This window comes from Salmonella bongori NCTC 12419, assembly GCF_000252995.1.
Classification (GTDB): domain Bacteria; phylum Pseudomonadota; class Gammaproteobacteria; order Enterobacterales; family Enterobacteriaceae; genus Salmonella; species Salmonella bongori.
Genome location: NC_015761.1, coordinates 4260912 through 4286272, shown reverse-complemented (window position 1 = coordinate 4286272; position 25361 = coordinate 4260912). Strand labels below are relative to the sequence as shown.

General features: G+C 51.6%; 32 protein-coding genes and 1 pseudogene. 9 read left to right on the top strand and 24 right to left on the bottom strand.

Features of this window, described 5'->3' with window-relative positions:
- Positions 1 to 4: 4 nt before the first annotated feature.
- From SBG_RS20150 to ytfE, 3 genes are all read left to right on the top strand, one after another.
- The gene (locus SBG_RS20150; RefSeq protein ID WP_000560628.1) at positions 5 to 853 is read left to right on the top strand and encodes an SDR family oxidoreductase; all 849 of its coding nucleotides are present in this window, start codon (positions 5 to 7) and stop codon (positions 851 to 853) included.
- Between the two features lie 80 nt (positions 854 to 933).
- Entirely contained in the window at positions 934 to 1899 is a 966-nt protein-coding gene (locus SBG_RS20145) for a DMT family transporter (protein WP_000623293.1), read from the top strand.
- A 100-nt stretch (positions 1900 to 1999) separates the two neighbouring features.
- On the top strand, positions 2000 to 2662 hold the full coding sequence (gene ytfE, locus SBG_RS20140; protein WP_000331475.1) for an iron-sulfur cluster repair protein YtfE: 663 nt from the start codon (positions 2000 to 2002) through the stop codon (positions 2660 to 2662).
- A gap of 79 nt (positions 2663 to 2741) precedes the next feature.
- On the opposite strand, the gene cycA is transcribed toward ytfE, so the two are convergent.
- Together cycA and fklB are read right to left on the bottom strand one after the other, a co-directional pair.
- The gene (gene cycA, locus SBG_RS20135) at positions 2742 to 4151 is read right to left on the bottom strand and encodes a D-serine/D-alanine/glycine transporter (protein ID WP_000228324.1); all 1410 of its coding nucleotides are present in this window, start codon (positions 4149 to 4151) and stop codon (positions 2742 to 2744) included.
- A 401-nt stretch (positions 4152 to 4552) separates the two neighbouring features.
- Positions 4553 to 5173: an FKBP-type peptidyl-prolyl cis-trans isomerase gene (gene fklB / locus SBG_RS20130; RefSeq protein WP_000235163.1), complete on the bottom strand. Its 621-nt coding sequence runs from the start codon at positions 5171 to 5173 to the stop codon at positions 4553 to 4555.
- A 219-nt stretch (positions 5174 to 5392) separates the two neighbouring features.
- Here fklB and SBG_RS20125 point away from each other — a divergent pair, with 219 nt between their 5' ends.
- Positions 5393 to 6028, top strand: coding sequence for a LysM-like peptidoglycan-binding domain-containing protein (locus tag SBG_RS20125; RefSeq protein WP_001119440.1), 636 nt, complete (start codon positions 5393 to 5395; stop codon positions 6026 to 6028).
- 48 nt (positions 6029 to 6076) lie between these two features.
- On the opposite strand, the gene SBG_RS20120 is transcribed toward SBG_RS20125, so the two are convergent.
- The 6 genes and pseudogenes from SBG_RS20120 to SBG_RS23305 form a co-directional block, all read right to left on the bottom strand.
- A complete protein-coding gene (locus tag SBG_RS20120) occupies positions 6077 to 7003 on the bottom strand; it encodes a DMT family transporter (protein ID WP_000380895.1) in 927 nt (308 codons plus the stop codon).
- Positions 7004 to 7149: 146 nt separating this feature from the next.
- On the bottom strand, positions 7150 to 7599 hold the full coding sequence (gene rplI / locus SBG_RS20115) for a 50S ribosomal protein L9 (RefSeq protein WP_001196065.1): 450 nt from the start codon (positions 7597 to 7599) through the stop codon (positions 7150 to 7152).
- Between the two features lie 41 nt (positions 7600 to 7640).
- Positions 7641 to 7868 carry a 30S ribosomal protein S18 gene (rpsR, locus tag SBG_RS20110; RefSeq protein WP_000135199.1) on the bottom strand — a complete coding sequence of 76 codons (228 nt, stop codon included), beginning with the start codon at positions 7866 to 7868 and terminating at the stop codon, positions 7641 to 7643.
- Positions 7869 to 7872: 4 nt separating this feature from the next.
- Positions 7873 to 8187 carry a primosomal replication protein N gene (gene priB, locus SBG_RS20105; protein WP_001519453.1) on the bottom strand — a complete coding sequence of 105 codons (315 nt, stop codon included), beginning with the start codon at positions 8185 to 8187 and terminating at the stop codon, positions 7873 to 7875.
- 6 nt (positions 8188 to 8193) lie between these two features.
- A complete protein-coding gene (gene rpsF / locus SBG_RS20100; protein ID WP_001216673.1) occupies positions 8194 to 8589 on the bottom strand; it encodes a 30S ribosomal protein S6 in 396 nt (131 codons plus the stop codon).
- Positions 8590 to 8659: 70 nt separating this feature from the next.
- Positions 8660 to 8865: pseudogene (locus tag SBG_RS23305) on the bottom strand (hypothetical protein).
- Positions 8866 to 9058: 193 nt separating this feature from the next.
- On the opposite strand from SBG_RS23305, the gene yjfY reads away from it, so the two are divergent.
- A complete protein-coding gene (gene yjfY / locus SBG_RS20090; RefSeq protein WP_024135176.1) occupies positions 9059 to 9334 on the top strand; it encodes a DUF1471 family protein YjfY in 276 nt (91 codons plus the stop codon).
- Positions 9335 to 9405: 71 nt separating this feature from the next.
- Here the strand turns inward: yjfY and SBG_RS20085 are convergent, their stop codons facing one another.
- The 7 genes from SBG_RS20085 to ulaA form a co-directional block, all read right to left on the bottom strand.
- Complete coding sequence (locus SBG_RS20085; RefSeq protein WP_015703108.1) at positions 9406 to 9960, bottom strand: YagU family protein; 555 nt, start codon at positions 9958 to 9960, stop codon at positions 9406 to 9408.
- A gap of 92 nt (positions 9961 to 10052) precedes the next feature.
- Complete coding sequence (locus SBG_RS20080; RefSeq protein ID WP_000734360.1) at positions 10053 to 10739, bottom strand: L-ribulose-5-phosphate 4-epimerase; 687 nt, start codon at positions 10737 to 10739, stop codon at positions 10053 to 10055.
- On the bottom strand, positions 10739 to 11593 hold the full coding sequence (gene ulaE / locus SBG_RS20075) for an L-ribulose-5-phosphate 3-epimerase UlaE (RefSeq protein ID WP_000949464.1): 855 nt from the start codon (positions 11591 to 11593) through the stop codon (positions 10739 to 10741). The genes SBG_RS20080 and ulaE overlap by 1 nt, the downstream gene beginning before the upstream one ends.
- Before the next feature lie 9 nt (positions 11594 to 11602).
- The gene (ulaD, locus tag SBG_RS20070) at positions 11603 to 12253 is read right to left on the bottom strand and encodes a 3-keto-L-gulonate-6-phosphate decarboxylase UlaD (RefSeq protein WP_000056751.1); all 651 of its coding nucleotides are present in this window, start codon (positions 12251 to 12253) and stop codon (positions 11603 to 11605) included.
- Between the two features lie 12 nt (positions 12254 to 12265).
- Positions 12266 to 12733 carry a PTS ascorbate transporter subunit IIA gene (gene ulaC / locus SBG_RS20065; protein ID WP_000776541.1) on the bottom strand — a complete coding sequence of 156 codons (468 nt, stop codon included), beginning with the start codon at positions 12731 to 12733 and terminating at the stop codon, positions 12266 to 12268.
- A 9-nt stretch (positions 12734 to 12742) separates the two neighbouring features.
- The gene (gene ulaB, locus SBG_RS20060) at positions 12743 to 13048 is read right to left on the bottom strand and encodes a PTS ascorbate transporter subunit IIB (RefSeq protein WP_000218352.1); all 306 of its coding nucleotides are present in this window, start codon (positions 13046 to 13048) and stop codon (positions 12743 to 12745) included.
- An 11-nt stretch (positions 13049 to 13059) separates the two neighbouring features.
- Positions 13060 to 14460, bottom strand: a complete 1401-nt coding sequence (gene ulaA / locus SBG_RS20055; RefSeq protein WP_000404882.1) for a PTS ascorbate transporter subunit IIC — start codon at positions 14458 to 14460, stop codon at positions 13060 to 13062.
- Positions 14461 to 14821: 361 nt separating this feature from the next.
- On the opposite strand from ulaA, the gene ulaG reads away from it, so the two are divergent.
- On the top strand, positions 14822 to 15886 hold the full coding sequence (gene ulaG / locus SBG_RS20050) for an L-ascorbate 6-phosphate lactonase (RefSeq protein ID WP_000049161.1): 1065 nt from the start codon (positions 14822 to 14824) through the stop codon (positions 15884 to 15886).
- A 105-nt stretch (positions 15887 to 15991) separates the two neighbouring features.
- Entirely contained in the window at positions 15992 to 16747 is a 756-nt protein-coding gene (gene ulaR, locus SBG_RS20045; RefSeq protein WP_000133623.1) for an HTH-type transcriptional regulator UlaR, read from the top strand.
- Here ulaR and yjfP read toward each other — a convergent pair.
- Positions 16744 to 17493 (bottom strand): esterase, encoded by a 750-nt coding sequence (gene yjfP / locus SBG_RS20040; RefSeq protein WP_000628306.1) that lies wholly within the window; start codon positions 17491 to 17493, stop codon positions 16744 to 16746. The genes ulaR and yjfP overlap by 4 nt on opposite strands.
- 182 nt (positions 17494 to 17675) lie before the next feature.
- Between yjfP and bsmA the strand changes: the two genes are divergently transcribed.
- Both bsmA and yjfN read left to right on the top strand, forming a co-directional pair.
- On the top strand, positions 17676 to 18005 hold the full coding sequence (bsmA, locus tag SBG_RS20035; protein ID WP_000236759.1) for a biofilm peroxide resistance protein BsmA: 330 nt from the start codon (positions 17676 to 17678) through the stop codon (positions 18003 to 18005).
- A 130-nt stretch (positions 18006 to 18135) separates the two neighbouring features.
- Complete coding sequence (gene yjfN, locus SBG_RS20030) at positions 18136 to 18411, top strand: DUF1471 family protease activator YjfN (RefSeq protein ID WP_001664967.1); 276 nt, start codon at positions 18136 to 18138, stop codon at positions 18409 to 18411.
- Positions 18412 to 18542: 131 nt separating this feature from the next.
- On the opposite strand, the gene SBG_RS20025 is transcribed toward yjfN, so the two are convergent.
- From SBG_RS20025 to rlmB, 8 genes are all read right to left on the bottom strand, one after another.
- On the bottom strand, positions 18543 to 20165 hold the full coding sequence (locus SBG_RS20025; protein ID WP_000118992.1) for an isovaleryl-CoA dehydrogenase: 1623 nt from the start codon (positions 20163 to 20165) through the stop codon (positions 18543 to 18545).
- An 84-nt stretch (positions 20166 to 20249) separates the two neighbouring features.
- The gene (locus tag SBG_RS20020; protein WP_000943941.1) at positions 20250 to 21413 is read right to left on the bottom strand and encodes a glutathionylspermidine synthase family protein; all 1164 of its coding nucleotides are present in this window, start codon (positions 21411 to 21413) and stop codon (positions 20250 to 20252) included.
- Between the two features lie 2 nt (positions 21414 to 21415).
- On the bottom strand, positions 21416 to 22054 hold the full coding sequence (locus SBG_RS20015) for a DUF1190 domain-containing protein (protein ID WP_001085612.1): 639 nt from the start codon (positions 22052 to 22054) through the stop codon (positions 21416 to 21418).
- A 9-nt stretch (positions 22055 to 22063) separates the two neighbouring features.
- A complete protein-coding gene (locus SBG_RS20010; RefSeq protein ID WP_000547745.1) occupies positions 22064 to 22462 on the bottom strand; it encodes a DUF350 domain-containing protein in 399 nt (132 codons plus the stop codon).
- 17 nt (positions 22463 to 22479) lie between these two features.
- Positions 22480 to 23139, bottom strand: a complete 660-nt coding sequence (locus tag SBG_RS20005; protein WP_020845907.1) for a YjfK family protein — start codon at positions 23137 to 23139, stop codon at positions 22480 to 22482.
- A 173-nt stretch (positions 23140 to 23312) separates the two neighbouring features.
- Entirely contained in the window at positions 23313 to 24011 is a 699-nt protein-coding gene (locus SBG_RS20000) for a PspA/IM30 family protein (RefSeq protein WP_000511989.1), read from the bottom strand.
- Between the two features lie 14 nt (positions 24012 to 24025).
- Positions 24026 to 24430 (bottom strand): YjfI family protein, encoded by a 405-nt coding sequence (locus SBG_RS19995; protein ID WP_000312614.1) that lies wholly within the window; start codon positions 24428 to 24430, stop codon positions 24026 to 24028.
- Positions 24431 to 24560: 130 nt separating this feature from the next.
- Positions 24561 to 25292 (bottom strand): 23S rRNA (guanosine(2251)-2'-O)-methyltransferase RlmB, encoded by a 732-nt coding sequence (gene rlmB, locus SBG_RS19990; protein WP_001293261.1) that lies wholly within the window; start codon positions 25290 to 25292, stop codon positions 24561 to 24563.
- Positions 25293 to 25361 lie beyond the last annotated feature (69 nt).

Here is a 25361-nt window from a genome sequence, read left to right as displayed (position 1 = left end):
CACCATGATTGCTATCACCGGCGCAACGGGCCAACTGGGTCAACGTGTTATTGAAAACTTGCTAAAAACGATGCCTGCCAGCCACATCGTCGCCATTGTCCGCAACCCACAGAAAGCTGCCCCGCTCAGCCAGCGCGGAATCTCTGTGCGTCAGGCGGATTACGCTAACGAAGCCGCCCTGGCCACAGCCTTACAGGGCATTGATAAACTGCTGCTCATTTCATCCAGCGAAGTGGGACAACGTGCCGCGCAGCACCGCAACGTTATTCAGGCCTCCCTCGCGGCGAAGGTAAAATTCATCGCCTATACCAGCTTGCTACATGCGGATAAATCGCCGCTGGCGCTCGCCGGTGAACATGTTGAAACAGAAAAGATGCTGGCTGAGTCAGGTATCCCTCACACACTGCTGCGTAATGGCTGGTATACGGAAAACTACCTGGCGAGCGTCCCTGCCGCGCTGAAGCATGGCGTCTTTATTGGCGCGGCGGGAGAAGGGAAAATCGCCTCCGCCATGCGCTCTGACTATGCCGCCGCCGCCGCACGAGTCATCAGTGAAGAAGGCCATGCCGGGAATGTTTACGAGCTGGCGGGTGATGACGCCTGGACATTAAGCCAGTTGGCGGATGAACTTACTCATCAGAGCGGAAAAAAAATCGTCTACCAGAACCTGAGCGAAGCTGATTTTGCCGCCGCGCTGAAAGGCGCAGGTCTGCCTGACGGGCTGGCGGACATGCTGGCAAATTCTGATGCTGGCGCGGCGAAAGGCGGCCTGTTTGATGACAGCCATACGCTGCGTAAACTCATTGGTCGCCCGACGACGGCGCTCACAGAAAGCATCCGTTCCGTACTGTAAGTGTTAAAATTTAGTTAATTTTAATAGCATCCTCATCGACCTTCTCTGATAATGACGGAACGGTTTATGAGGAGAATCTGATGATTAGCGGCGTGTTGTACGCCCTGCTGGCAGGGTTGATGTGGGGATTGATCTTCGTCGGCCCGTTAATCGTGCCGGACTACCCTGCCCTCTTACAGTCAATGGGACGTTATCTGGCTCTGGGGCTGATTGCCTTGCCAATGGCCTGGTTAGGCCGCGCCCGCTTACGCCAGTTGACGCGCAAAGATTGGATCACCGCCCTGTCGCTGACCCTGGTGGGTAACCTGATCTATTACGCCTGCCTCGCCAGCGCTATTCAGCGAACCAGCGCGCCGGTATCAACCATGATTATCGGGACGTTGCCGGTAGTTATTCCAGTTTTCGCGAACTTTCTTTATAGCCAACGAGATGGCAGATTATCCTGGCTGCGCTTAGTACCTGCGCTGGTACTTATCGGTTTTGGCCTGTTGTGCGTCAATATTGCTGAACTTACCCGGGGGTTGCCCGATGTTAGCGGCTGGCGCTATGGTTCAGGTATCGTGCTGGCGCTGATTGCCGTGGCGTGCTGGGCATGGTATGCACTGCGCAACGCCCAATGGCTGCGGGAAAATCCCGACAAACATCCCATGATGTGGGCAACGGCGCAGGCGCTGGTCACACTACCAGTCTCGTTAATCGGCTATGCGGCGGCTTGTCTATGGCTGAGCATCCAGAAACCAACGTTTGCCTTGCCCCTCGGCCCGCATCCTGCGCTGTTTATCGGACTGATGATCGCCATTGCGGTGCTGTGTTCCTGGGTTGGCGCGCTGTGCTGGAATATCGCCAGCCAGAAATTACCCACAGTAATTTTAGGGCCACTCATTGTTTTCGAAACGCTGGCAGGACTGCTTTATACCTTCATTCTGCGCCAGGAGATCCCGCCACTACTGACATTAAGCGGTATTACTCTGCTGGTGACTGGCGTAGTCATTGCCGTAAGAGCGAAACCGGAAAAAGTGACCGTCGCTCCGGTCACAGAACGTTAATTTCATGTTGATTTAAATCCTGCGTGCCCCGAAAGAGTTATAGCCCCACCAAAAAGATGCATTTAAAATACACCTTATATTATTGCATGAGGTAACGGTTATGGCTTATCGCGATCAACCTTTGGGCGAACTGGCGCTCTCTATTCCCCGCGCATCGGCGCTGTTTCGCCAGTATGACATGGATTACTGCTGCGGCGGTAAACAGACGCTGGCGCGCGCCGCCGCACGTAACGGCGTTGATATTGACGCACTCGAAGCGCAACTTGCGCAACTGGCTGAGCAGCCAGTCGAGAAAGACTGGCGCACCGTTCCGCTGGCAGAGATTATTGACCATATCGTTGCGCGCTATCATGACCGACACCGCGAACAGCTGCCGGAGCTTATTCTGCAGGCGACTAAAGTGGAACGCGTTCATGCTGATAAGCCAAACGTCCCACGCGGTCTGACGAAATATCTCACCGCGCTGCATGAAGAGCTTTCCAGCCATATGATGAAAGAAGAACAGATCCTGTTTCCGATGATCAAACAGGGGATGGGTCGCCAGGCAACGGGACCAATCAGCGTGATGGAAAGCGAACATGACGAGGCGGGGGAACTGGTGGATGTGATCAAACACGTCACCCAAAATGTAACGCCGCCGCCTGAAGCCTGCACCACCTGGAAAGCGATGTATAACGGCATTAATGAGATGATTGATGATCTGATGGAACACATCAGTCTGGAAAATAACGTACTGTTCCCGCGCGCATTAGCCGGAGAGTAAGCACTCGCCGGCCTTATCGGGCTTACAAATCACACCACATTGTAAGCCCGGTAAGCGCCAGCGCCACCGGGCAAAGTCATTAACGCATTCCCGCCATCCGTTTCTTACCTATCAACAGCCAGCCCAGACCCAACGCAATAAACCATAACGGCGTCACGATCAGCGCCTGACGCGTATCGTCTTCCAGCGTCAACAGTACCAGCACGAATGCAAAGAACGCCATACAGACCCAGCACATCAGTTTACCAAGCGGCATCTTATAAATGGATTTCTCATGCAGGTGAGGACGTTGTTTGCGGTACACCAGATATGAACACAGGATAATGGTCCAGACAAACATAAACAGGATGGCCGAAACCGTGGTGATCATGGTGAACGCACCAATCACGCTCGGGTTGACCATCAACATGACTACGCCGCCCAACAGGCAAATACAGGAGAAAGTCAGTCCTTTCGCTGGTACCGCGCGTTTTGACAGCTTCGCAAACGCTTTTGGCGCCACGCCCTCTTGCGCCAGACCAAATAACATACGGCTGGTTGAGAAAACACCGCTGTTGGCGGAAGACGCCGCCGAGGTCAGTACGACAAAATTGATCACGCTTGCGGCAGCAGGCAGCCCCACCAGCACAAACAACTCAACAAATGGGCTCTTATCGGGCACCACGGAGCTCCACGGCGTCACCGACATAATGACAATCAGCGCAAAGACGTAGAACATGATGATACGAATCGGAATCGAGTTAATGGCTCGCGGCAGTGATTTTTCCGGATCTTTGGTTTCGGCAGCGGTAGTGCCAACCAGTTCAATCCCGACGAAGGCGAAGACCGCAATCTGGAAGCCGGCAAAGAATCCGCTGATACCTTTCGGGAACCAGCCACCGTCGTTCCACAGATGTGCGAAAGACGCTTCAACACCGGTCGGCGATTTAAAGTGCATCGCAATCATGACCAGTCCGACGACAATCAACGCCACAATGGCAACAATTTTGACCATCGCAAACCAAAACTCCATCTCACCAAACATTTTAACAGTGGCGAGGTTGAGGCTTAGCAGCAGGATCACCACCGCCAGCGAAGCGACCCAATCAGAAAGGCCAGGGAACCAAAACTGCGCGTAGGCGGTAATCGCCACCACATCAGCCATGCCGGTAACTACCCAACAAAACCAGTAGGTCCAGCCGGTGAAATATCCCGCCCAGGGGCCAAGTAGATCTGAGGCAAAATCGCTAAAAGATTTATATTCCAGATTCGAGAGCAGCAGCTCGCCCATAGCACGCATCACGAAAAAGAGCATAAAGCCGATGATCATATAAACAAATATGATCGACGGCCCGGCGAGACTGATCGTTTTACCCGATCCCATAAACAGACCGGTCCCAATTGCGCCACCGATGGCGATAAGCTGTATATGACGATTTGTAAGATTGCGCCGTAGCGACTGTTCAGCCGGCGCCTGTTCGTCGGCAGCGACTTTTACCTGATCTACCATGTTTTTTCTTCCTGTACCTGTCTGTGTTGTGCGGGCTCTACGGCCTTTTGTCTATGATACGACGATCCTGTTATCAGGACTCATCGATATTAGGTAAGAATCGGCGGGATGAATACTAAGATTTAAATATAATGTTAATTTTATGTTTAAAGTGGGTGTTATATCACTTTGATAATGCGAATCAGCTCACAAAAATACACGCAACGACTGCATTTGCAAAATAAAATATCGCTATCTACTAAATTAAAGGCTTGCCGGATGGCGGCTTTGCCTTGTCCGGCCTACGGTTTACGGGGTTTTGTAGGCCGTCCATGACGTTTACACCGTCATCCGATCTACATTTCATCCGATTTTGTAGTCAGGATAAAGCGCTTGCGCTGTCATCCGGCAAAGCCGGATGTTTACAGGATTTCCAGCAGTTCCACTTCAAACACCAGGGTGCTGAACGGCGGAATAGATGCCCCGGCCCCACGCTCGCCATAGGCCAGTTCCTGCGGGATGGTCAGTTCCCATTTGGAACCCACCGGCATCAAGGTCAGTGCCTCAATCCAGCCCGCAATCACACCATTTACCGGAAATTCAGCCGGTTCGCCGCGAGCCACAGAACTGTCAAATACGGTTCCGTCAATGAGCTTACCCGTATAATGCACACGCACACGATCGGTACGCGCCGGAATAGCACCTTCGCCCTGCGTCAGAACGCGGAACTGCAAACCCGATTCAGTGCTGTTCACACCGTCTTTTTCGCGGTTTTCTTCCAGATATTTCACGCCTTCAGCCGCCATCTCCTTGAAACGCTCACGACGCACCGCATCGGCACGTTCATGAATTTCACGCAGCGCGCGATGCACGACATCAACAGGAACAGCCGGGTGTTTGCCTTCCAGCGCATCAGCAATGCCTGCAACCAGCGCTTCGGGCAGTAGCCCTTCAAGACCGGATTCGCTGAGCTGCTGTCCTACCTGCAAACCAATGCCGTAGCTCGCTTGCGCTTCGATAGTGTCAAAAGTCGGGGTGGCCATTATTTTTCCTTCATTGGATATCAAAAAAGTAACGGGCAGCATAACAGCCACGCTTCTTCTGGTAAAACTTTGTCTCAGGGAGGATGACAAATCTCAGGGAAAAAGAAACAATAGATTATCCGTATTGACGTCACGAAAGCGGATAGCACGACCAGTATCATAGTGTTAGCCATCTATACTCTATGATTAAGGAACGAGATGCGGAGCAGGAGGTAAACCATGCCCGGGCGCTTTGAACTAAAACCAACCCTGGCGAAAATCTGGCACGCGCCGGATAATTTTCGCATCATGGAACCACTGCCGCCGATGCATCGTCGTGGCATTATCATTGCCGCTATCGTGCTGGTGATTGGTTTCCTCCTTCCTGCCAGTGAAACCAACGATACGCCTGTCGTTACGCGGGAGGCACAATTAGATCTGCAATCACCATCCCAGCCGCCTGACGACGCGCAGATTCAGGCGCAGTTAGTCCCCCCGCAAAACGATCCGGATCAGGTGGCGCCTGTCGCGCCGGAGCCTGTTCAGGAAGGGCAGCCGGAGGAGCCACACCAACCGCAATCGCAGCCTTTCCAACAGGATAGCGGTATCGGTCAACAGTGGCGCGTGTACCGGGTAGAGCCTGGTAAAACCCTGGCGCAACTCTTCCGCGACCACGGACTGCCCCCGACAGACGTTTATGCTATGGCGCAGGTAGAAGGTACTGGCAAACCGCTGAGTAATCTTAAAAACGGTCAAATGATTAAAATTCGCCAGAACGCCAGCGGCGTGGTAACAGGCTTAACAATCGATAGCGATAATGGTCAACAGATACTGTTTACGCGTCAGCCTGACGGTAGCTTTATTCGCGCGCAGTAACGCCGGCTGCGCCTTACCCCACCTCCCCCTATTCGTTCAGGTGAAGCATCACCGCTTCACCTGATTTACCCACCAGATCCCTGAACATACCAGCACCAGCGCAACCATGTATTTCCACTCCAGAATATTCTCGCCGAGAAAAATAGCCGAAAGAGCCGCGCCGGAAACCGGGATCAGAAAGTTAAACGGCGCAATCATCCCCACGCGGTTATATTTGAGTAAAATGCTCCATAGCGCAAAAGCGACCGATGAGAGCAGAGTCAGATAGACTAAAATCGCCACCGACGAGAAGCCATGTATCGTCAGCGTACCGCCAAAAACGTAACCGCCAATGACCAGTACCAGACCGCCAATCCCTAATTGATAGCCAGTCATGACCATCGGATCGACCGTCTGTGAGAGACGTTTGCCATACAACGTGGCCGCAGAAAGAATAAACGCCGCCAGCACCACGGAGCCTTCTCCCGGCAGATTAAAGCTGAAATCCAGGCCGCTGCTGACGTTCACCACCATGACGCCCGCAAAGCCCAGAATACAGCCGAGCGTTTTGTTGTAACTCAATCGGTCGTTCTGATAAATAAAATGCGCCAGCAACACGCTAAAAAAGGTGCCCGTTGCGTTCATTATTGACCCTTTCACACCAGTGGTGAACGCCAGGCCAATATAAAAAAAGAGATATTGCAGCGACGTCTGGGTCAGTCCCAGTAACATCAACTGACCAAACTGGCGCGGACGAAACCGACCAATCGGTTTACGCTGAAACCACACGAACAGCAGCAGCAACACACCCGCAAGCAAAAAACGGTATCCGGCGAACACAATTTTGGAAGGAATATCATCAGTAGCTATCTGAAAGAGGTCATAGCCGCTTTTGATAGCTGGATAAGCGCTGCCCCATAACAGGCAACAAAATGCGGCACACAAATAGACGACATTTTTGCGGGCAAACGGAGAGGCCTGGTGTTGGGTATCCATTCTTTCACCAAGAAATTAAAATAATGTTTTATTTTTAATTATCGCGGAAAGAGAACGAGATAGCCAGTCGAAAATCGGTGAGGTCAAAAAAGCAAAACGTCGGCACCAGGCCGACGTTTTGTTGCTATCAAAACGAGAATGACTGATTACTCAGCAACCACGTTGATGATAACTTTAGCGAATACTTCGCTGTGAACCTGGAAGTTCACTTCGTGCTCGCCAGTGGTACGCAGAACGCCGTTCGGCAGACGAACTTCGCTCTTAGCCACGTCAACACCCGCTGCAGTAACAGCGTCAGCGATGTCGCGAGTACCGATGGAACCGAACAGTTTACCTTCGTCGCCAGCTTTAGACGCGATAGTAACGGTTTCCAGGGCGTTGATTTTCTCTGCGCGTGCGTTAGCAGCAGCCAGAACGTCAGCCAGTTTGGCTTCCAGTTCAGCGCGACGTGCTTCGAAGTATTCAACGTTTTTCTTGGTAGCCGGAACAGCTTTACCCTGTGGTACCAGGAAGTTACGAGCATAGCCCGCTTTAACGTTAACCTGATCACCCAGGCTACCCAGGTTTGCTACTTTATCAAGCAGAATAACTTGCATTACCTTATCCTCTCAAAGTCGTATTAATGGACCGTGACCGATTACTGATGGCGATCAGTGTACGGCAGCAGAGACAGGTAGCGAGCGCGTTTGATAGCGCGAGCCAGCTGACGCTGGTATTTTGCACGGGTACCGGTGATACGGCTTGGGACAATCTTACCGCTTTCGGTGATGTAGTTTTTCAGCGTAGCGATATCTTTATAGTCGATCTCTTGAACGCCTTCCGCGGTGAAACGGCAGAACTTGCGACGACGGAAATAACGTGCCATATGGCTAGTCTCCAGAATCTATCAATTCAATCTGCTCGGCATGCAGAACCATTTTGCTCAGACCGTTCTTTGCCTTGTGGCAAGAGATGAACCCCTGAACGGTTATGCGGCTGCCGACCGTTATACTGTGAGTAATGGCCTGGTTTTCATGTCCGCTAACAATGACGGGCATTTGGCACCACGCCTGCCGGTGAAAGCCGGCTTCCTCTTGCACAGAACGATGCTCAAGCACGAACTGGCAATGCGGAATTCCTGATGGACTGACCTTTCGAAGGGGAGCCCTGCACACGGTGCCGGACAACGCCAGACGGTTGGTCATCAGAAATTACTCTTCAGAATCCCCAGCTTCAGCATCATCTGCGGTTTCGTTAGCGAAATCATCGCGACGCTCACGGCGTTCGTCTTTCGCTTTAACCATCGGAGATGCTTCGGTAACAGCGTGCTTAGTACGCATAACCATGCTGCGGATAACGGCATCGTTGAAGCGGAAGGTAGTTTCCAGCTCATCGATCACTTCCTGCGGCGCTTCAACGTTCATCAGAACGTAGTGAGCTTTGTGCAGTTTGTTGATCGGGTAAGCCAGCTGACGGCGGCCCCAGTCTTCCAGACGGTGGATCTTGCCTTCTGCACCAGTGATGGCAGCAGAGTAACGCTCGATCATGCCCGGAACCTGTTCGCTCTGGTCAGGATGGACCATAAAAACGATTTCGTAATGACGCATCGAATTGCTCCTTACGGATTATTCAGCCTCCTGTCTGGGTCAGCCGCGGCCCATGGAGGCAAGGAACGTGTTAAAGGTCGGCTGAAAAATGACGCGTTATAATACTGACGCCTGCGGGCAAACTCAAGGTGATTGTACAATTATTTATCGTGCCGAACGTAACGCCTATCCCGTCGCATTTTGCTGCTGAGATATTAACTTCATATCGCACGCCACTATAAACGGCCTGTTCCGGCAGAGAATTGACAATGTGGTCAGCGCGCTTTTTTGCCACACAGGGTTTCTTAAACATGGCGGCATACATCAACGGGTTGTTAATCAGGTAAAAAACGACAATGCGATAATTTTTTGAACAACAGCATCAGAAAAGGTCGCCATCTCTGCGGCGGGTTATGGTTAAAATTAAACCAGAAGCGATTCACTAAAGGGGGATATCGCCAACCAGACAGTGCTGTTAAGGAGGTACACCATGCGAGCCCGGATAATGTTATTTCTGGCGACGCTTTTGTTTAGCATAACCGCAACGGCAGCCATCAAAATAAACAATCAGCAAGCCAGAAATATGGATGATGTGCAGAGCTTAGGCGTAATTTATATCAACCATAATTTCGCGACAGAAAATGAAGCCGATCGGGCGCTGAATGAAAAGACCAATGCGCAAGGCGCAACGTACTATCACATGATCCTGATTCGGGAACCGGGTAGCAATGGCAACATTCATGCCAGCGCGGATATTTATCGCTAACTATCCAGAAAAACCCACGAAAAAGCTATAGCGTGATTTGCCCCCTGAACAGGGGGCTTTTTTTGAAAAAGCTATCGAACCAGCCGTACTTCCGCATCAGGTTCATGCGTAATGCGATTTCGAAGATCCCGACGCATTAATTCAATCACCCAAAACCAGAAGATATGTCCCAAAATTTCAGAAACGTATTCATCGGCGGGGAGTTGCGTCAGCGGGGGCGTTAAATTCAATGCAGGACAAAATATGCCATGAACCACTACCGTCACCACCACCCCTGCCAATATCCCCTGCCACAATGTAACCTTAGGAAAAATTTCAGCGACGACACAGTATCCTATTGCGAATACCAGCGAGAAGATAATATGGGTCACCATTACTGGATTAATAATATGTTCGGAAAAAGTATAAACTGTTTGTGTCGGGTCAATACCTAAGTAATCCCGTAAGAATAGGTAGGGGGGATTAAATTCGTCACGCCCTCCTGAAAAAGTTCTTGGTGGTAATGGAACTTCTGCCCCCCATTTAACAAATGCAGAGATAATACCTGCCATAAAACCGACCAAAGCCGCAACACCATACCGTCGGCATCGTGGGTCCGTTTTGACAAACAATCCGTTGATAGTCATAAAAAACTGAAGCTGTATAAGTTGTGCTGTTAAAGGCGCCCCGGAATCTGACCGATAACATCCCCGGGAGGACTGAATTCCGGAGCAGTATTTCACTTCTGCCCGTAATAGGCGTTCGGACCATGCTTACGCATGAAGTGCTTGTTCATCAGATAACCATCGATGGGATTCAGCGCTGGGTTAATGCCGCGCGCAATCCACGCCATCTTCGCCACCTCTTCCATCACCACCGCGTTATGTACCGCATCGTGCGCGTCTTTGCCCCAGGCGAATGGCCCGTGTTGATACACCACAATGCCTGGCGTGTGCAGCGGCTCTACGTCACCCAGCGTTTCGATAATCACCTTGCCCGTGTTGAGTTCATATTCGCCCCGAACTTCTTCTGCGCTCAAAGCCCGGGTACAGGGAATATCGCCAAAAAAGTAGTCGGCATGGGTCGTGCCCAGCGCAGGAATCGCCTTCCCTGCCTGCGCCCATGCCGTGGCATGGGTTGAATGGGTATGAACAACACCGCCGAGCGACGGATAGCGTTGATACAGCGCCAGATGAGTAGCGGTATCGGAAGAAGGACGATAACGTCCCTCCACCACCTTGCCATCCATATCCACCACTACCATGTCATCTACTTTCATGGTTTCATAAGCAACACCGCTGGGTTTAATCACGATGACATCGCGTTCACGGTCGATGGCACTGACGTTGCCCCAGGTAAACGTCACCAGTCCATAACGGGGCAAATCCATGTTAGCGTCAAATACCTGCTGCTTGAGCTTTTTCATTAGGCTGCCTCCACCAGACCGGCGCTGGCCATGCGCGCTTTCACCCAGTCACGCGCTTTTGCCACTTCAGCCGCCGGATCGTCTGCCGTTTCGCTCCACATCTCAATCAGGTATGGCCCGCAATACCCACTCTGTTTGAGCGTTGCAAAACAGCGTTCAAAATCAACAACACCTTCGCCAAACGGCACGTTCTTGAACACGCCGGGTTGGGTGTCTTTAACATGTACCGCGACGATATGACCGATTCCGGCCTGCAGTTCCATCTGTACATCGTTATCCCATGCCGACAAATTACCGATATCCGGATAAAGCTGGAACCACGGGTTATTCAGGTAATGGGCGTAGCCCAACGCCTTGCTGATTGAATTCATCAGCGGATAGTCCATGATCTCCATCGCCAGCGTCACCTGGGCGCGGCTGGCCATATCAACGCTCTCTTTTAACCCATCACGGAAGCGGCGGCGCGTTTCGTCATTAGCCTCCTGATAGTAAACGTCGTACCCCGCCAGTTGAATGACGCGGATCCCCACGTCCTGGGCAAACTGAATCGCTTTACGCATAATCTCCAGCCCCTGTGCCCGCACCGCATCATCTTCGCTACCGAGCGGAAAACGACGATGGGCGCTCAGGCACATGGACGGCACGCGCACACCGGTTTCAGCGATGGCGCTCACCAGCGCCAGACGTTGCTCACAACCCCAGTCGAGGCGCGCCAGCCGGGCATCGGTCTCATCGACCGACATTTCAACAAAGTCAAATCCCAACGTTTTCGCTAACCGCAGCCGCTCCAGCCAGCACTCCCCGGCGGGGAGCGCTTTTTCATAGATGCCAAGCGGTATGTTTTTCGACAACATAGCCGCTCCTTAGCCCCACAACTGGGCAATGGAGCGTTTAAACTGACGCGCAGCTTCTACCGGAGATTCGGCATCGCGAATGCTACGCCCCGCGATAAAGACATGGATAGGAATGCCTTTGAACAGCGGCAGATCTTCCAGCGCCAGGCCGCCCGTCACCGTCACTTTAAAGCCCATATCAGACAACCGTTTGATAGCGGCGATATCTGACTCGCCCCATGCTACGCCGGCAGCCTGCGCGTCGCGACTGCGGTGGTAAACTACCTGCCCAATTCCTGCATCGCGCCACTGCTGCGCCTGTTCCCAGGTCCAGTAGCCGGTCAGCTCGATCTGTACGTCGCCGTTGAACTCTTTCGCCACATCCAGCGCGCCTTTCGCGGTGTTGATATCGGCGCAACAGATTACGGTCACCCAGTCTGCGTTGGCTTCAAAACACATACGGGAGAGGATTTTACCGGCATCGGCAATTTTGGCGTCCGCCAGCACAATTTTGTGCGGATAGAGCGCTTTCAGGTCGCGAACGGCGCGCACGCCTTCGCCAACGCACAGAATAGTGCCCACCTCAATGATATCCACCTCTTCGGCGATCAGGCGGGTGGTTTCATAGGCGCTATCCATCGTCTGGTTATCCAGCGCGACCTGCAACATCGGTAATGACATTTTGTTTCTCCCTTAAACAGCCGCCGCAGTGGCGTTATCGATTAAATCCAGTACATCCTGCTCGGTGCGGCAGGCACGTAAACGGTCAAAATTGGCTTCATCTTCAAACAGGTTGACGATCTGCATGATGCCTACTTCCTGATGGGTATTGGCATCTACTGCCGCCATCGTGATGAGGATATCGACCGGGTCGTTGTCTTCGTGGTTAAATGCCAGCGGCTTTTTCAGCGTCACCAGAGCAAAACCCGTTTTCTTGACTCCCTCTTCCGGGCGGCCATGTGGCATCGCAAGACCGGGGGCAAGTACAAAATAGGGGCCAAACTGCGCCACGCCGTCGAGAATGGCCTGGTAATAGCGCGGTTCCACCACATCAGCAGCGACCAACAAATCGACGCCGATCTTAACGGCTTCTTGCCAGGTGCTGGCTTCCGCCTGTAAACGAATAGAATGGTTTTGCGCCAGTGAATCACGTAATTTCATGATGCGTCCTTACTTCATATCCTGTGGAAAATGCGCTTTGATCACTTCCAGCAGTTTTGGGCCAAAGTCAGCAGGCGATAGCATATTGCGCACGCCAACAACATATTTGTTACCCGTCACGCTGATTTCGCCTGCGATATGGGTAGAGGCGATAATGATGTCCGCGCCATTCAGCTCACTTTTGTATTCACCTACCGCGCAGCTGTTTACCGTGTGGTCGATATTGGACTGGGTTAAAAATTGATCCACTTTCATTTTCATGATCATGGAACTGCCTTGCCCGTTACCACACACAGCCAGAATACGTACGGTCATAACCAAACTCCTTATTGAGCAGAAGCTTCTGCCAGTTGTTTTTCTGCATCCTCTTCAGCGCGCAGCGCGCGTCCTGCGAAGACCATATAAACCAGTGCAATGACAATGATGACGGCCATAAAGGCAATGCCGAGGGAGAAGAAACCCTGCATCATCGGCGGCGCCAGGATCGACCAGTCCGCCATCCCCATCCAGGCGCTCATACCGGTGAGTTTTACCGCCCAGACGCAGCCAAAAATTTCAATCATGCCCATTGCCAGACAAATCTTCAGCGCCGCGCGCCAGCCGCCAAAATGGTTGGCAAAAACACCAATGGTGGCGTTAGAGAAGAACATCGGAATGAAGCCAGGAATAATCAGAATGGAAGAACCGCAACCCACCAGGATACCAACGGCAATCAATTGGCCGATGGTTCCCCACATAAAGCCCCAGACCACGGCGTTAGGCGCGAAGCTGTAAATAGCGGCGCAGTCAATCGCCAGGACGGCGCCCGGAATCAAGCGCTGGGAGATTCCGTTAAAGGCCTCAGAGAGCTCGGCGACAAACATACGCACACCCTGCGTAATGATGAAAATCGCCACGGCGAACGAGAAGCCGGTTTGCAGGATATAGACCGTCCAGTGGGTTTTACCCGCCATCGCCTGTACCGTGTCGATACCAAAAGAAAGCAGGATCGCACCGAAGAAAATCGTCATCACAATTGCTGTTGACACGATGTTGTCATGGAAGATATTCAGCCAGCCGGGAAGTTTAAGGTCTTCCACGCTCTCTTCTTTTTTTCCAAGATAAGGGGCGACTTTCCAGGCGATCCAGGCAGCAAACTGTTGCTGGTGACCAATAGAGAAACCGCAACCATCGGTCACTTCCTGGGTAGGCTTATACATCATGTTGGAGGTGATGCCCCAGTACAGGGAAACCAGAATCGCCGTGCAGATAATGGTGGTCCACATGGAATAGCCGAAAATATAGAAAGAGACCGCAATCAGCCCCGCCTGCTGAAACATGATGTGCCCGGTCAACATGATGGTGCGAATACCGGTAATGCGCCGCAACAAGACGTAACAAATGTTCAGCGCCAATGCGAGCAACACCGCATAGCCTACCCAACTATACGCTTCGCCCATGCGGTCAATCGTTGCCATCATCGAAGCATAGGTATCGGAAATCGCGCCGTTGATACCGTAGACCTCGGACATCTTCGCCACCACAGGCTTAAAGGTGCTGGTCAGAATACCGGACCCGGCCTGTAGCAGCATGAAGCCAATGATCGTTTTGATCGTCCCTTTGATGATTACGCTGACGCTCTTACGCAACAGAATGTAACCGAGGCAAGTCACAATACCCAGTAATAGCGGGGCATTCGTCATTACCTGATTAAAGAAAACGGTAAAGATGTTATAGAGGATCTCCATTACGATCTCCGGTAGACAAGGTTGCTGAGTCGCTGGCGCTCAGAATAGTGTCCCTTCACTCTAATTTTCAAAAGTAATCACAACAAGATTAAATTTGATTAAATGTGACGTAGCACGCAATAATTAGCACACTTAATACATGGTTTACTTGCAAATGGTCTTCATTTTATTTAAATCAAGTAAAATCATAAAGATGAAAGCTAATTCAGATCACTATACCGGAGTAAACTTTCAGCCAGCGGAGCTATTCCTGCGTAAAAAGCTAAAAAATCGCCCATTGCCTTCTTGATGAAATAGTGTCAGGATTAATCAAAACAAATCACACCTTGACCTATTTTGAATAAACATGAAGGTAAATGCGATGAGTAAAGTACAAAGCATCACGCGCGAATCATGGATTCTGAGCACGTTTCCGGAGTGGGGAAGCTGGCTAAATGAAGAGATTGAGCAGGAGCAGGTAGCACCGGGCACGTTCGCTATGTGGTGGCTAGGCTGTACTGGCATTTGGCTAAAATCTGAAGGTGGCACCAACGTATGCGTTGATTTCTGGTGCGGTACCGGCAAACAAAGCCACGGTAATCCGCTAATGAAAACCGGCCATCAGATGCAACGTATGGCTGGCGTCAAAAAATTACAGCCCAACCTGCGCACCACACCGTTTGTGCTTGATCCTTTCGCTATTCGTCAGATTGATGCCGTACTGGCGACCCACGATCATAATGATCACATTGACGTCAACGTAGCTGCCGCCGTGATGCAAAACTGCGCTGACGATGTACCGTTCATCGGGCCGCAGACTTGCGTAGATTTATGGGTTGGTTGGGGCGTGCCGAAAGAACGCTGCATCGTGGTAAAACCGGGCGATGTGGTGAAAGTAAAAGATATTGAAATTCATGCGCTTGATGCATTTGACCGTACCGCGTTAATCACGCTGCCCGCCGATCAGAAAGCCGCTGGCGTACTGCCGGACGGCATGGATGTACGCGCGGTCAACTATCTGTTTAAAACGCCGGGCGGCAATCTCTATCACAGCGGCGACTCTCACTATTCCAACTATTACGCGAAACACGGCAATGAGCATCAAATTGATGTGGCGCTGGGTTCCTATGGCGAAAACCCACGCGGTATTACGGATAAAATGACCAGTGCGGATATCCTGCGCATGGCGGAATCTCTGAATACCAAAGTGGTGATCCCGTTCCATCACGATATCTGGTCTAACTTCCAGGCCGATCCGCAGGAGATCCGCGTGCTGTGGGAAATGAAGAAAGATCGCCTGAAGTATGGTTTTAAACCATTTATCTGGCAGGTTGGCGGCAAGTTTACCTGGCCACTGGATAAAGACAATTTCGAATACCATTATCCGCGCGGTTTTGATGATTGCTTTACGATCGAGCCCGATCTACCGTTTAAATCCTTCCTGTGAGTCGATATTATGCCGGGATTACCCGGCATTTTTTCCTATTTACTTTAGTATTTCCAGGCTATTTCAAATATCATCTTTTCAAATCAATTTGTATCGGAATAGCTCATGACTGAAGCACAAAGACATCAAATACTGCTGGATATGTTGGCACAGCTGGGCTTTGTTACTGTCGAAAACGTGATTGAACGCCTGGGGATTTCCCCAGCGACAGCGCGCCGCGACATCAACAAGCTCGACGAAAGCGGTAAACTGAAAAAAGTACGCAACGGCGCAGAAGCCATCACCCAACAGCGGCCCCGCTGGACGCCGATGAATCTGCATCAGGCACAAAACCACGATGAAAAAGTGCGCATCGCGAAAGCGGCGTCGCAACTGGTAAATCCCGGTGAAAGCGTGGTGATTAACTGCGGCTCTACCGCCTTCCTGCTGGGGCGCGAAATGTGCGGAAAACCGGTACAGATCATTACCAACTATCTGCCACTGGCGAATTATTTGATCGATCAAGAGCATGAGAGCGTCATTATCATGGGCGGTCAGTATAACAAAAGCCAGTCGATTACCCTCAGCCCGCAGGGAAGTGAAAATAGTCTCTATGCCGGCCACTGGATGTTTACCAGCGGCAAGGGCTTAACCGCGGATGGCCTGTACAAAACCGATATGCTGACCGCCATGGCGGAACAAAAAATGCTCAGCGTAGTCGGGAAACTGGTCGCACTGGTCGATAGCAGTAAAATTGGAGAGCGGGCGGGCATGTTATTCAGCCGTGCCGATCAAATCAATATGTTGATTACTGGCAAAAATGCGAATCCGGACGTGTTGCAACAACTGGAAGCCCAGGGTGTAAGCATACTCCGTGTTTAAAGATGCTGCCGGAAAAACGCCACCGTCGCCGATAACGCCTCTGGCGTAATGCGGTGCCGTACGCCTGCGGCCCACAGACAGGTCAAATGCTTATCCAGCCTGGCCCCGGCGAGCGCCTGCTGGAGCCGAAACGTTTCCATCGCAGGCACCACATCATCCTCCTGACCATGCCATAACAGAAGCGGCCTGTCGGCCAGCCGCTCCAGCTGGTGTGTAACTTCCCACTGGCGCAGCGGGGCAATGATATTATCAAATTCCGCCTGCTGCGCCGGAGTCTGGGGGGATAACGGCGGGAAAAGCGTTCGGGCAAGCTCTGTAAAATAGCCCGCCCCCATTAAACTGGCGCCGCACTTTACCTCAGGATGACGCGCCATAATGCCCAGCGCCGTCATACCGCCCATGGATGCGCCGCCCACCGCCAGACGATTGTCCTGGAGCCAGTTTTCCGCCTGAATCGCCGCACGTAACGTCGTAAATTCCTGCATATTTTGCTGCAGAATCTGCCAGAATCTATGCATTCTTGCCTGTGAGTCGCCGTTGAAGCGAGCGCCATGTTCCGGCGCATCCGGCATCACTACCCGAAACCCTGTCTGCGCCAGAGCGACAGCAAAATAACTATAAACCAGGCTGGAGGAGGTGAAACCATGATAGAACACCACGCAGGGGAGCGGCGTAGTGCGTTTCCCTTCCGGAAAGGCATGAAGTACGGTGCGCCCGGCGAGTTGTCGTGTTTCAATCGTTATCATTGTTCTCTCCTTTTTATCCGGTATGACACGGAGAAATACTTAACGCAAGTTTATGGATAGCGCAATGATTCATAATGTTGAGAACTGGGTTACGCTTTCGCAACATTTTCATTCGAAAATCGCGTGACAGGTAACACTTCGGGAACATTCCCCCTAAAGGGAAATCAATAAGGCATTACACTATGGTTATCAGGAAACGAGATAGAGTTATGCGTCGGTTTGCTTCATTAATAGCAGCACTGTTATTAAGCGCGTGTAGCGTGCTGCAAGGTACGCCACAACCTGCGCCGCCTGTCGCCGATCACCCGCAGGAAATCCGGCGCGATCAAACGCAAGGGCTACAGCGGATGGGGAGTGTCAGCGCGCTGGTTCGGGGTTCCCCGGATGATGCAATAGATGAAATCAGAGCGAAAGCCGTCGCTGCGAAAGCCGATTATTACGTTATTGTAATGGTTGATGAAACTGTTGTTACCGGACAATGGTATTCACAAGCTATTTTATATCGTCAATAACAGTAGATTGATTTTTAGTCAGTTTTACATTGCTTTGCGTCCCTATGCGTTTACCTGTGCACAATAAGCAAACAGGCTTACCGCAATGGAGCGTCCTGTTAAATGCGGGGTATGTAATAAGGAGCTGACGATGAAACAAGAACTTGCCTTATCCTCACTGTTGCTTTCTGCCGGACTGGTGAGTACGACGGCACAGTCTGCCGAATTCGCCAGTGCTGACTGCGTAACGGGTCTGAATGAAATCGGCCTGATCTCGGTCAGTAATGTTGCAGGAAACCCACAGGATGTGGAACGGATTATCGCCCTGAAAGCCGATGAACAGGGCGCGTCCTGGTACAGGATCATCCAAATGTATGAAGAACAACAACCGGATAACTGGCGCGTGCAGGCGATACTTTACGCCTGATTCCACATGACTGACGCCGGATGGCGGTTACGCCTTATCCGGCGTACAGAATTGGCATATGCTACAAACCAGATAACAGGTGCTATCAGGCACACCGCGTCCCATCCGGCCAGGTCGAAACCAGAAAAAGGTTACCGTAAGCCTCCCGTCGCCCTTAGTAATAAGTCATTTTGCACCTGAGCAGACAGCGGCATTCCGCCGCGCGTATCCAGCATCATCTGACACCATGCCTGCGCCAACGGCGGCGAGGCGTAGCGAAGCATTTCCGCGCCACATCCCAACAAAAAAAGTTGTTGCGTAATCTCTCTTCCTGTAGCTTCGCCAGGCTTACGTAAACGTTGCTGTAACTGACGCACGGCGCGGTCATAATGGCGGTCCTGTCCTTTGACTTCCGCAAAAACGTCACCCAATACGTCATAGACGGCGTGTTGTTTTGTTAGCACCCGGAGTACATCCAGACACATGATATTGCCGGAACCTTCCCAGATACTGTTCACCGGCATTTCCCGATACAAACGCGGGAGTTCGCTCTCTTCGCAATAACCTGAGCCGCCGAGTACTTCCATCGCCTCGGCCACAAAAGGAATGCCCTGTTTACAGATGGCAAATTTCGCCGCGGGCGTGAATAACCGCGCTAATACTGCCTCTTTCGCCTCACTCCGCTGTTCCCAGGCGCGTGCCAGCCGAAACAAAAATGTCGTTTGCCCCTCCAGGCACAGCGCCATACGGCTTAAAGTCTGCCGCATTAACGGCTGTTCTATCAAAGGCTTACCAAAAACCTGACGCTGGTGAGCATGGTAAATCGCCACGGAAAACGCGCGCCGCATTAAGCCATGACTCCCGAGCGCGCAGTCAAAACGCGTCATACCGCCCATCTTTAAGATATGCCGAATCCCTTCGCCCTCTTCTCCCAGCAGCCAGCCAAGGGCATCCTGAAACTCCACTTCGCCGCTGGCATTAGAACGATTGCCGAGTTTATCTTTCAAACGCTCAAGACGGACAGCGTTCCGTTGCCCATCTGGCAGGAAACGCGGCACAAAAAAACAGGATAGTCCTCCTTTTGCCTGTGCCAGCACCAGGTGCGCATCGCTTTGCGGCACAGAGAAAAACCATTTATGCCCCACCAACCGATATGAACCATCCGCCAGCCGATCCGCACGGGTCGTATTACTGAGTACATCCGAGCCCCCCTGTTTTTCCGTCATCCCCATGCCGATGAGTAGCCCCCGTTTCTGCCCACCCGGCAGCAAATGCGAATCGTAGCGATCGCTGCGCAGCGGCGTGAGCCAGTCGTGGAAAGCGGCAGGAAGCATCTGCAATAACAAAGGCGTCGCGGCAAAGGTCATCGTGGCAGGACAAAGTGTTCCGGCTTCTACCTGCGCATGTAATACAAAACGCGCCGCACGGGCGACAAAACTCCCCGCCCTGGCCTCTTCTTGCCAGGGCAGATTATGTACCCGATTAGCGCACAGCCCCTGCATCAACAGGTGCCAGGCGGGATGAAAGCGAACGTCATCCAGACGCTGACCCTGCGGATCGTAACGCAACAACTCAGGAGAATACGCGTTCGCCAGTCGCCCCAGTTCCAGTGACTCTGCCGTTCCCAATTGTTGGCCAATACTGGCAAGAAGATCGCTGTCCCATCCGGCGCCTTCGCGGGAAACCGCTTCGCATAGCGCTCCATCAGAAAGAAATAAATTACTGTTATTGAGAGGGGCTGGTTGGTTAAAAACGGTATGAGTTTGCCAGGACATTGTGTCTCCCTCCTTCAATGGCGGTGCAGTCAAGTATGGTCATGACTGCGCCATTGACGCCGGAGGAAGATCACAAAAGCAGGATTAACCCGCAATATAATGGGGAACAAAACGGGAAGTATCTTTGGTAATCAGCGTATTATCCTCACGAATCCCCATCCCGGACGCTTCATCGTCGATGATCCAACTGCCAATCAGCGTATAGCTATCGCCAAAACGCGGCAGCGGCTGAAATGCCTGGTAAATCATCGGTTCGTCGGCGTAATCACCGTCAGCATGGTCGATAATATTTTGCAGACCGTCGAAAATGGTGACATTACCGCCTTCACGCGAGTAAATTGGCTTTCGTACCATGCTTTCACCTGGCACGGCGAGCGATTTTTCGCCGTCAAACCAGGCCGGGAGCAGGTTCGGGTGTTCAGGAAAAAAGCGCCACAATAATGGCAGTAGTCCTTTGTTGCTCAGAATACTTTTCCATAATGGCTCAATCCACTGCTCACGGCGTTTACGTAGCAGCGGACCGTTATCGTCGCGCATCATCCACTCCAGCGGATAGAGTTTAAACGCGCGGCGAATCACGTTGTCCTCCAGGTCGGTCAGTACACCGCCTACGCCAAGCCCCAGTTCTTCAATATAGATAAACCGCGTCTCCTGACCCGCCTGCTGTGCGCAATCCTGGAGATACAGTACTGTCGTGCGATCTTCATCGGTATCTTCACAACAACAAAAGTAGAGTGGCTCCCGGCTATATAACTCACTGAAGCGGGCGATCAACCGCTCCTGTATCGCATTGTATTGATCGGCATCACGCGGGATGGCGCCACTACGGCGGGCATCTTCCAGCCATAGCCATTGAAAGTAGGAGGACTCATAGAGCGAAGTCGGTGTATCGGCATTGTATTCCAGCAACTTTACCGGATCTTTGCCGCACCAGACGAAATCCATTCGTCCGTAAAGCGAAGGATCGCGGCGGCGCCAACTTTCCGCGATGACATCCCAGTACAGCGGCGGGATCGCCAGTTGCCGCATGATCTGTTCATCATGGACCGCACGCTCTACGACCTCAAGGCACATCTGATGAAGCTCTGCGGTCGGTTTTTCGATCTGTTCTTCAATTTGTCGTAATGTAAAACGGTATGCCCGGCTTTCATCCCAGTAAATTTCGTCATCGATAATATGGAAGTCGAAACCGTGATCGCAGGCGATCTTATCCAGATCCCGGCGCACCGGCACGTTATGTCGTAGCATGGTTAACCTCCCCAATGCCCGCGGGCGCTGGAAGAACGACCATAGCCGCCGCGGGAAATGGTGGAGGCTTTCCGCGTCGTATAGCTATGGCGGGTCACAGTATTGCTTTCTCCTGTGCCGCTGCGCCACGCATAGTCGCCGGACGCGGTGCGCCAGACGGGGCGGGACACATAGGATGAACCACCGCTGCTATAGATATAGGGTTCATCACGATTCTGACGGATTATCCGACTGAGCAAAAAACCGCTAAACACGGGGAGCCAGCTTCGCTCGGTGCTATCAAAGTAGCAGTCGCCAAACTGCGACTGGCAGTTTTCCTGCGTCAATTGTTTAGGCACATTGGCGTAAAATTCTGTTTTTGCATTATTCCAGCCGTCAGCACAAACGCTGGCACTATTGCCATCGTCAATACAGTCATTCATCGTAGAATAAAACGTACCGTCGCCATCATTGTCGGTATTACCGTCATCGCCGCAACCTTTCAGGAGAAAAAAGGCCGCGCCGCCCATAATCGCCAGCGTCAGGTATTTGGGGGTATAACGATGTTGTTTCCGCTCAAAGGGATTCACTGGCTCAGCTATCCGGGTTGTTGCCGAATAACGCGTATGGGATTTATTTCTGGATTGTCGTTTTTTTGCCATGATCTTCCATTACCATGTCATACAGGCAGCGTTGAAAATGCCGCCTGCCAGCGCTGCGGTTCCCATAAACAGTCCCGCCGCCACGTTGTGATGAATAATTTTTTCGCTCAGCGTAGGCATGTATAACCTTACGCAGCCATAAATCAGCAGTTGAATAACCAGCGCAATGCCGCCCCAGGCAAAATAGTCCGGGATACTGACTGAGTTTATCGCCGCGCTGGATAAAGGGATGACATAGCCCAGCAACGTACCGCTAAAGGCCAGCGATGCCGCAGTATTGTTATTTTTTATCAACTGCCATTCATTATGCGGCGTTATCTTTGAGTAAATAAAAAGAAATATAATGACCATTGCCGCGCCAATAAAAAAATAGGCGCAGAAAGCCAATAATGAATCCAGTATATGCATAATTGTCCTTTAAGTACTTAGCCAATAACCGTTAGTGAAGTGAGTGGAATATCCACACCAAGCGCGCGTGAAAATACCCATTCAGGCTCGCCACGCTCGTTAAATGATTCTTCTCCGGTCAATAAAAGATATTCACAGGTATCGTCCGCCACCTGACGCTGGAAGCCCATCGTAAAATTGTGAACGTCCCATCTCTCTGCCTGCTGATTTTCAACCTTTTCCAGCATGTAGACGGGCTCAATATTTCCCGGCTCTTCAGCGTTAAAAAAGCGCTGCCAGCGTCGTTCCTGCCAGTCGAGCGTTATCGGCCCTATTGCCGCGGGCGCAATAGCTGAACGCCAGTGACGTTCCTCGTTGATACCGAAGCTGTCCTCGTACACGAAGAGCTTGATGTCATCAATGTCGTCGATGTCCACGCCGCCAGTGGTATTGATTTGCAGAAACTCATCGCCAGAAGTGTAGTAGCGAAAAATCTGGCTGCCGCCGCCTAAATCTATGCGACTCGCTGCCGCAACAGTGTATTTTTCGCCCGGTAATGTCACCAGCAACGACGGCTCCAGCAGCCGAAACGCCAGCGTATCCAGCGTAAAACCGGCGTTAAGATGTAGTCCTAATGGCCCACGAACCGGCGCTGGCCCGTTTGTTTTACCGAATAAACGCCGAAAAAACTGTAACATAGGGAAATCTCTCTTTCCTGCCAGACGACCTCTTCGGCCAGACTGCAATTGTTGCCAGGCATAATGCCATGTGGTAGCGCGCTTTCATGCGCCAGATAACAAAGCCAATACCGTCCGATAAGCAGGCCCGGGCAGGGCGGACAAATACGCCGGCAGATTTTGATAGGCAAGCATTACTCGCCTTGCTGACGCTGTAAGCGCGCCAGTACATCCTGAGCATTGCTTTTATGGGTTGCACCAATACCGGCCTGCGCCAGTTTTTCGTCCAGGTCGCGTCCATCGGCGACTTTTTCCAGTTGCGCGGCGGCATCCAGCCGGGCCTGACGTTCAGCCTGACGTGTTTGTAAACGTTTAAGCGACTCCGCTGCCGTAGAAACATTTGAAGACGCACCGACGGTCGAGGTCGTCACCGCCTGCTGCGCGCGCTGCATGGCTTCTGTCGCTTTAACCACCTCAAGTTGCTGCTCAAACTGCGCAATCCGCTGGCCTGTCGCCGTCACCGCCTTTTCTACCGTATCGCGAGAGGCTTCCAGGTTTGTCAGCACCTGTTCTTCAGCAAGAAGGGTATTTTCCAGGCGTGCGATCTCTTCCGCCACTTCGTTAAGTAAAGCGGCATCAACATTCTTACTCATGGCCGCCAGCGCACGTGCTTCAAGGCTGGCTTTACGCTCACGTAAATCGTTCAACTTGTCATGGCTGAGTTTCACCCGCGCTAACAAATCCACCCTGGATTTACCCGCTTTATCCAGTTCGGCTTTTGCGTCGCGAATATGCTGCTCCAGCATACGTACGCCTTGCGTTTCATCAATGGCATCTTCTGCCTGAGCAACCAGTGATTTACCTAATGTGAACAAACTTTTTAAAATTCCCATGAAGGCCGCCTGTATTATTCCTGAGAGTAGTCTTGTGTTATTTCAGCGATATCCAACGCATTTTCTACAAGCGTAGTGATTTCCAGCGTCACATCATCAAGCGAAGAATTTAACGACAACGCGCCAAAAGCGACATAATATTCTTCCTGCTTCACCCGGGTAATACCGACCGAAGACAGCGGTAAAACCTTCTGATTTCTTAGTAAGAAAAGGTTAAATTCCGCGGTATCTCTAATAGTATTTACCGGACATATATAAGTCTCGATAATTATTTGTTTTGAGGTAAATAAAATGGTAAGTTTTAAGTCGCCATAATCATTCATTTTTATTATCAATGAAGATTCATTATTTTCTACATCAATATCTAATTCAGCAATTTTACGTAGCGCTTCCGCCAACGTGCGTGGAGTCCATGCCATATTTTTATCTCTGACTCATTATTTATAAATAAAAAATTACAAGACAAGCTTCGCTTTTATATTATCAGCCAACGATAAAAAAAAACCATCCGATTATGGATGGTTTTTTCTGAAAAAAATAATGTTAACGTCAGGTTCGCTGGCGAACAGCTTCAAACAGACAAATCCCCGTCGCAACAGAAACATTCAGCGACGATACGCTCCCGGCCATAGGAATACTGATCAGCTCATCGCAATGCTCACGTGTCAGGCGTCGCATACCTTCACCTTCTGCGCCCATGACCAACGCCATGCGGCCTGGCATTTTACTCTGGTATAAAGTATGGTCAGCCTCGCCTGCCGTCCCGACAATCCAGATATTCTCCTCCTGCAACATGCGCATCGTGCGCGCCAGGTTGGTGACCCGGATCAGCGGCACGCTTTCCGCGGCGCCGCAGGCGACTTTTTTCGCCGTCGCGTTGAGCTGTGCGGAACGGTCTTTCGGCACGATTACCGCATGTACACCTGCGGCATCGGCACTACGCAAACAGGCGCCGAGGTTATGCGGATCGGTGACGCCATCAAGGATCAACAAAAAGGGGCGATCGTGTAGCGCAATCAGATCCGGCAGATCGTTTTCCTGGTACTGCCGCCCCGGTTTCACCCGGGCGATAATCCCCTGGTGTACCGCGCCTTCGCTTTTCTCATCCAAAAACTGGCGGCTTGCCAGTTGAATCACAATGCCCTGCGCTTCTAAAGCATGAATCAACGGCAGCAAGCGTTTGTCTTCGCGCCCTTTTAGGATAAAGACATCCTGAAAACGTTCTGGCGCGCGCTCTAACAGAGCCTGGACCGCATGGATGCCGTAAATCATTTCACTCATTGATGGTTCTCATTCATGTCTTTTTACCGGCAGCGCTATGCTTATCCGGTCGGGAAAATATTCACCCTC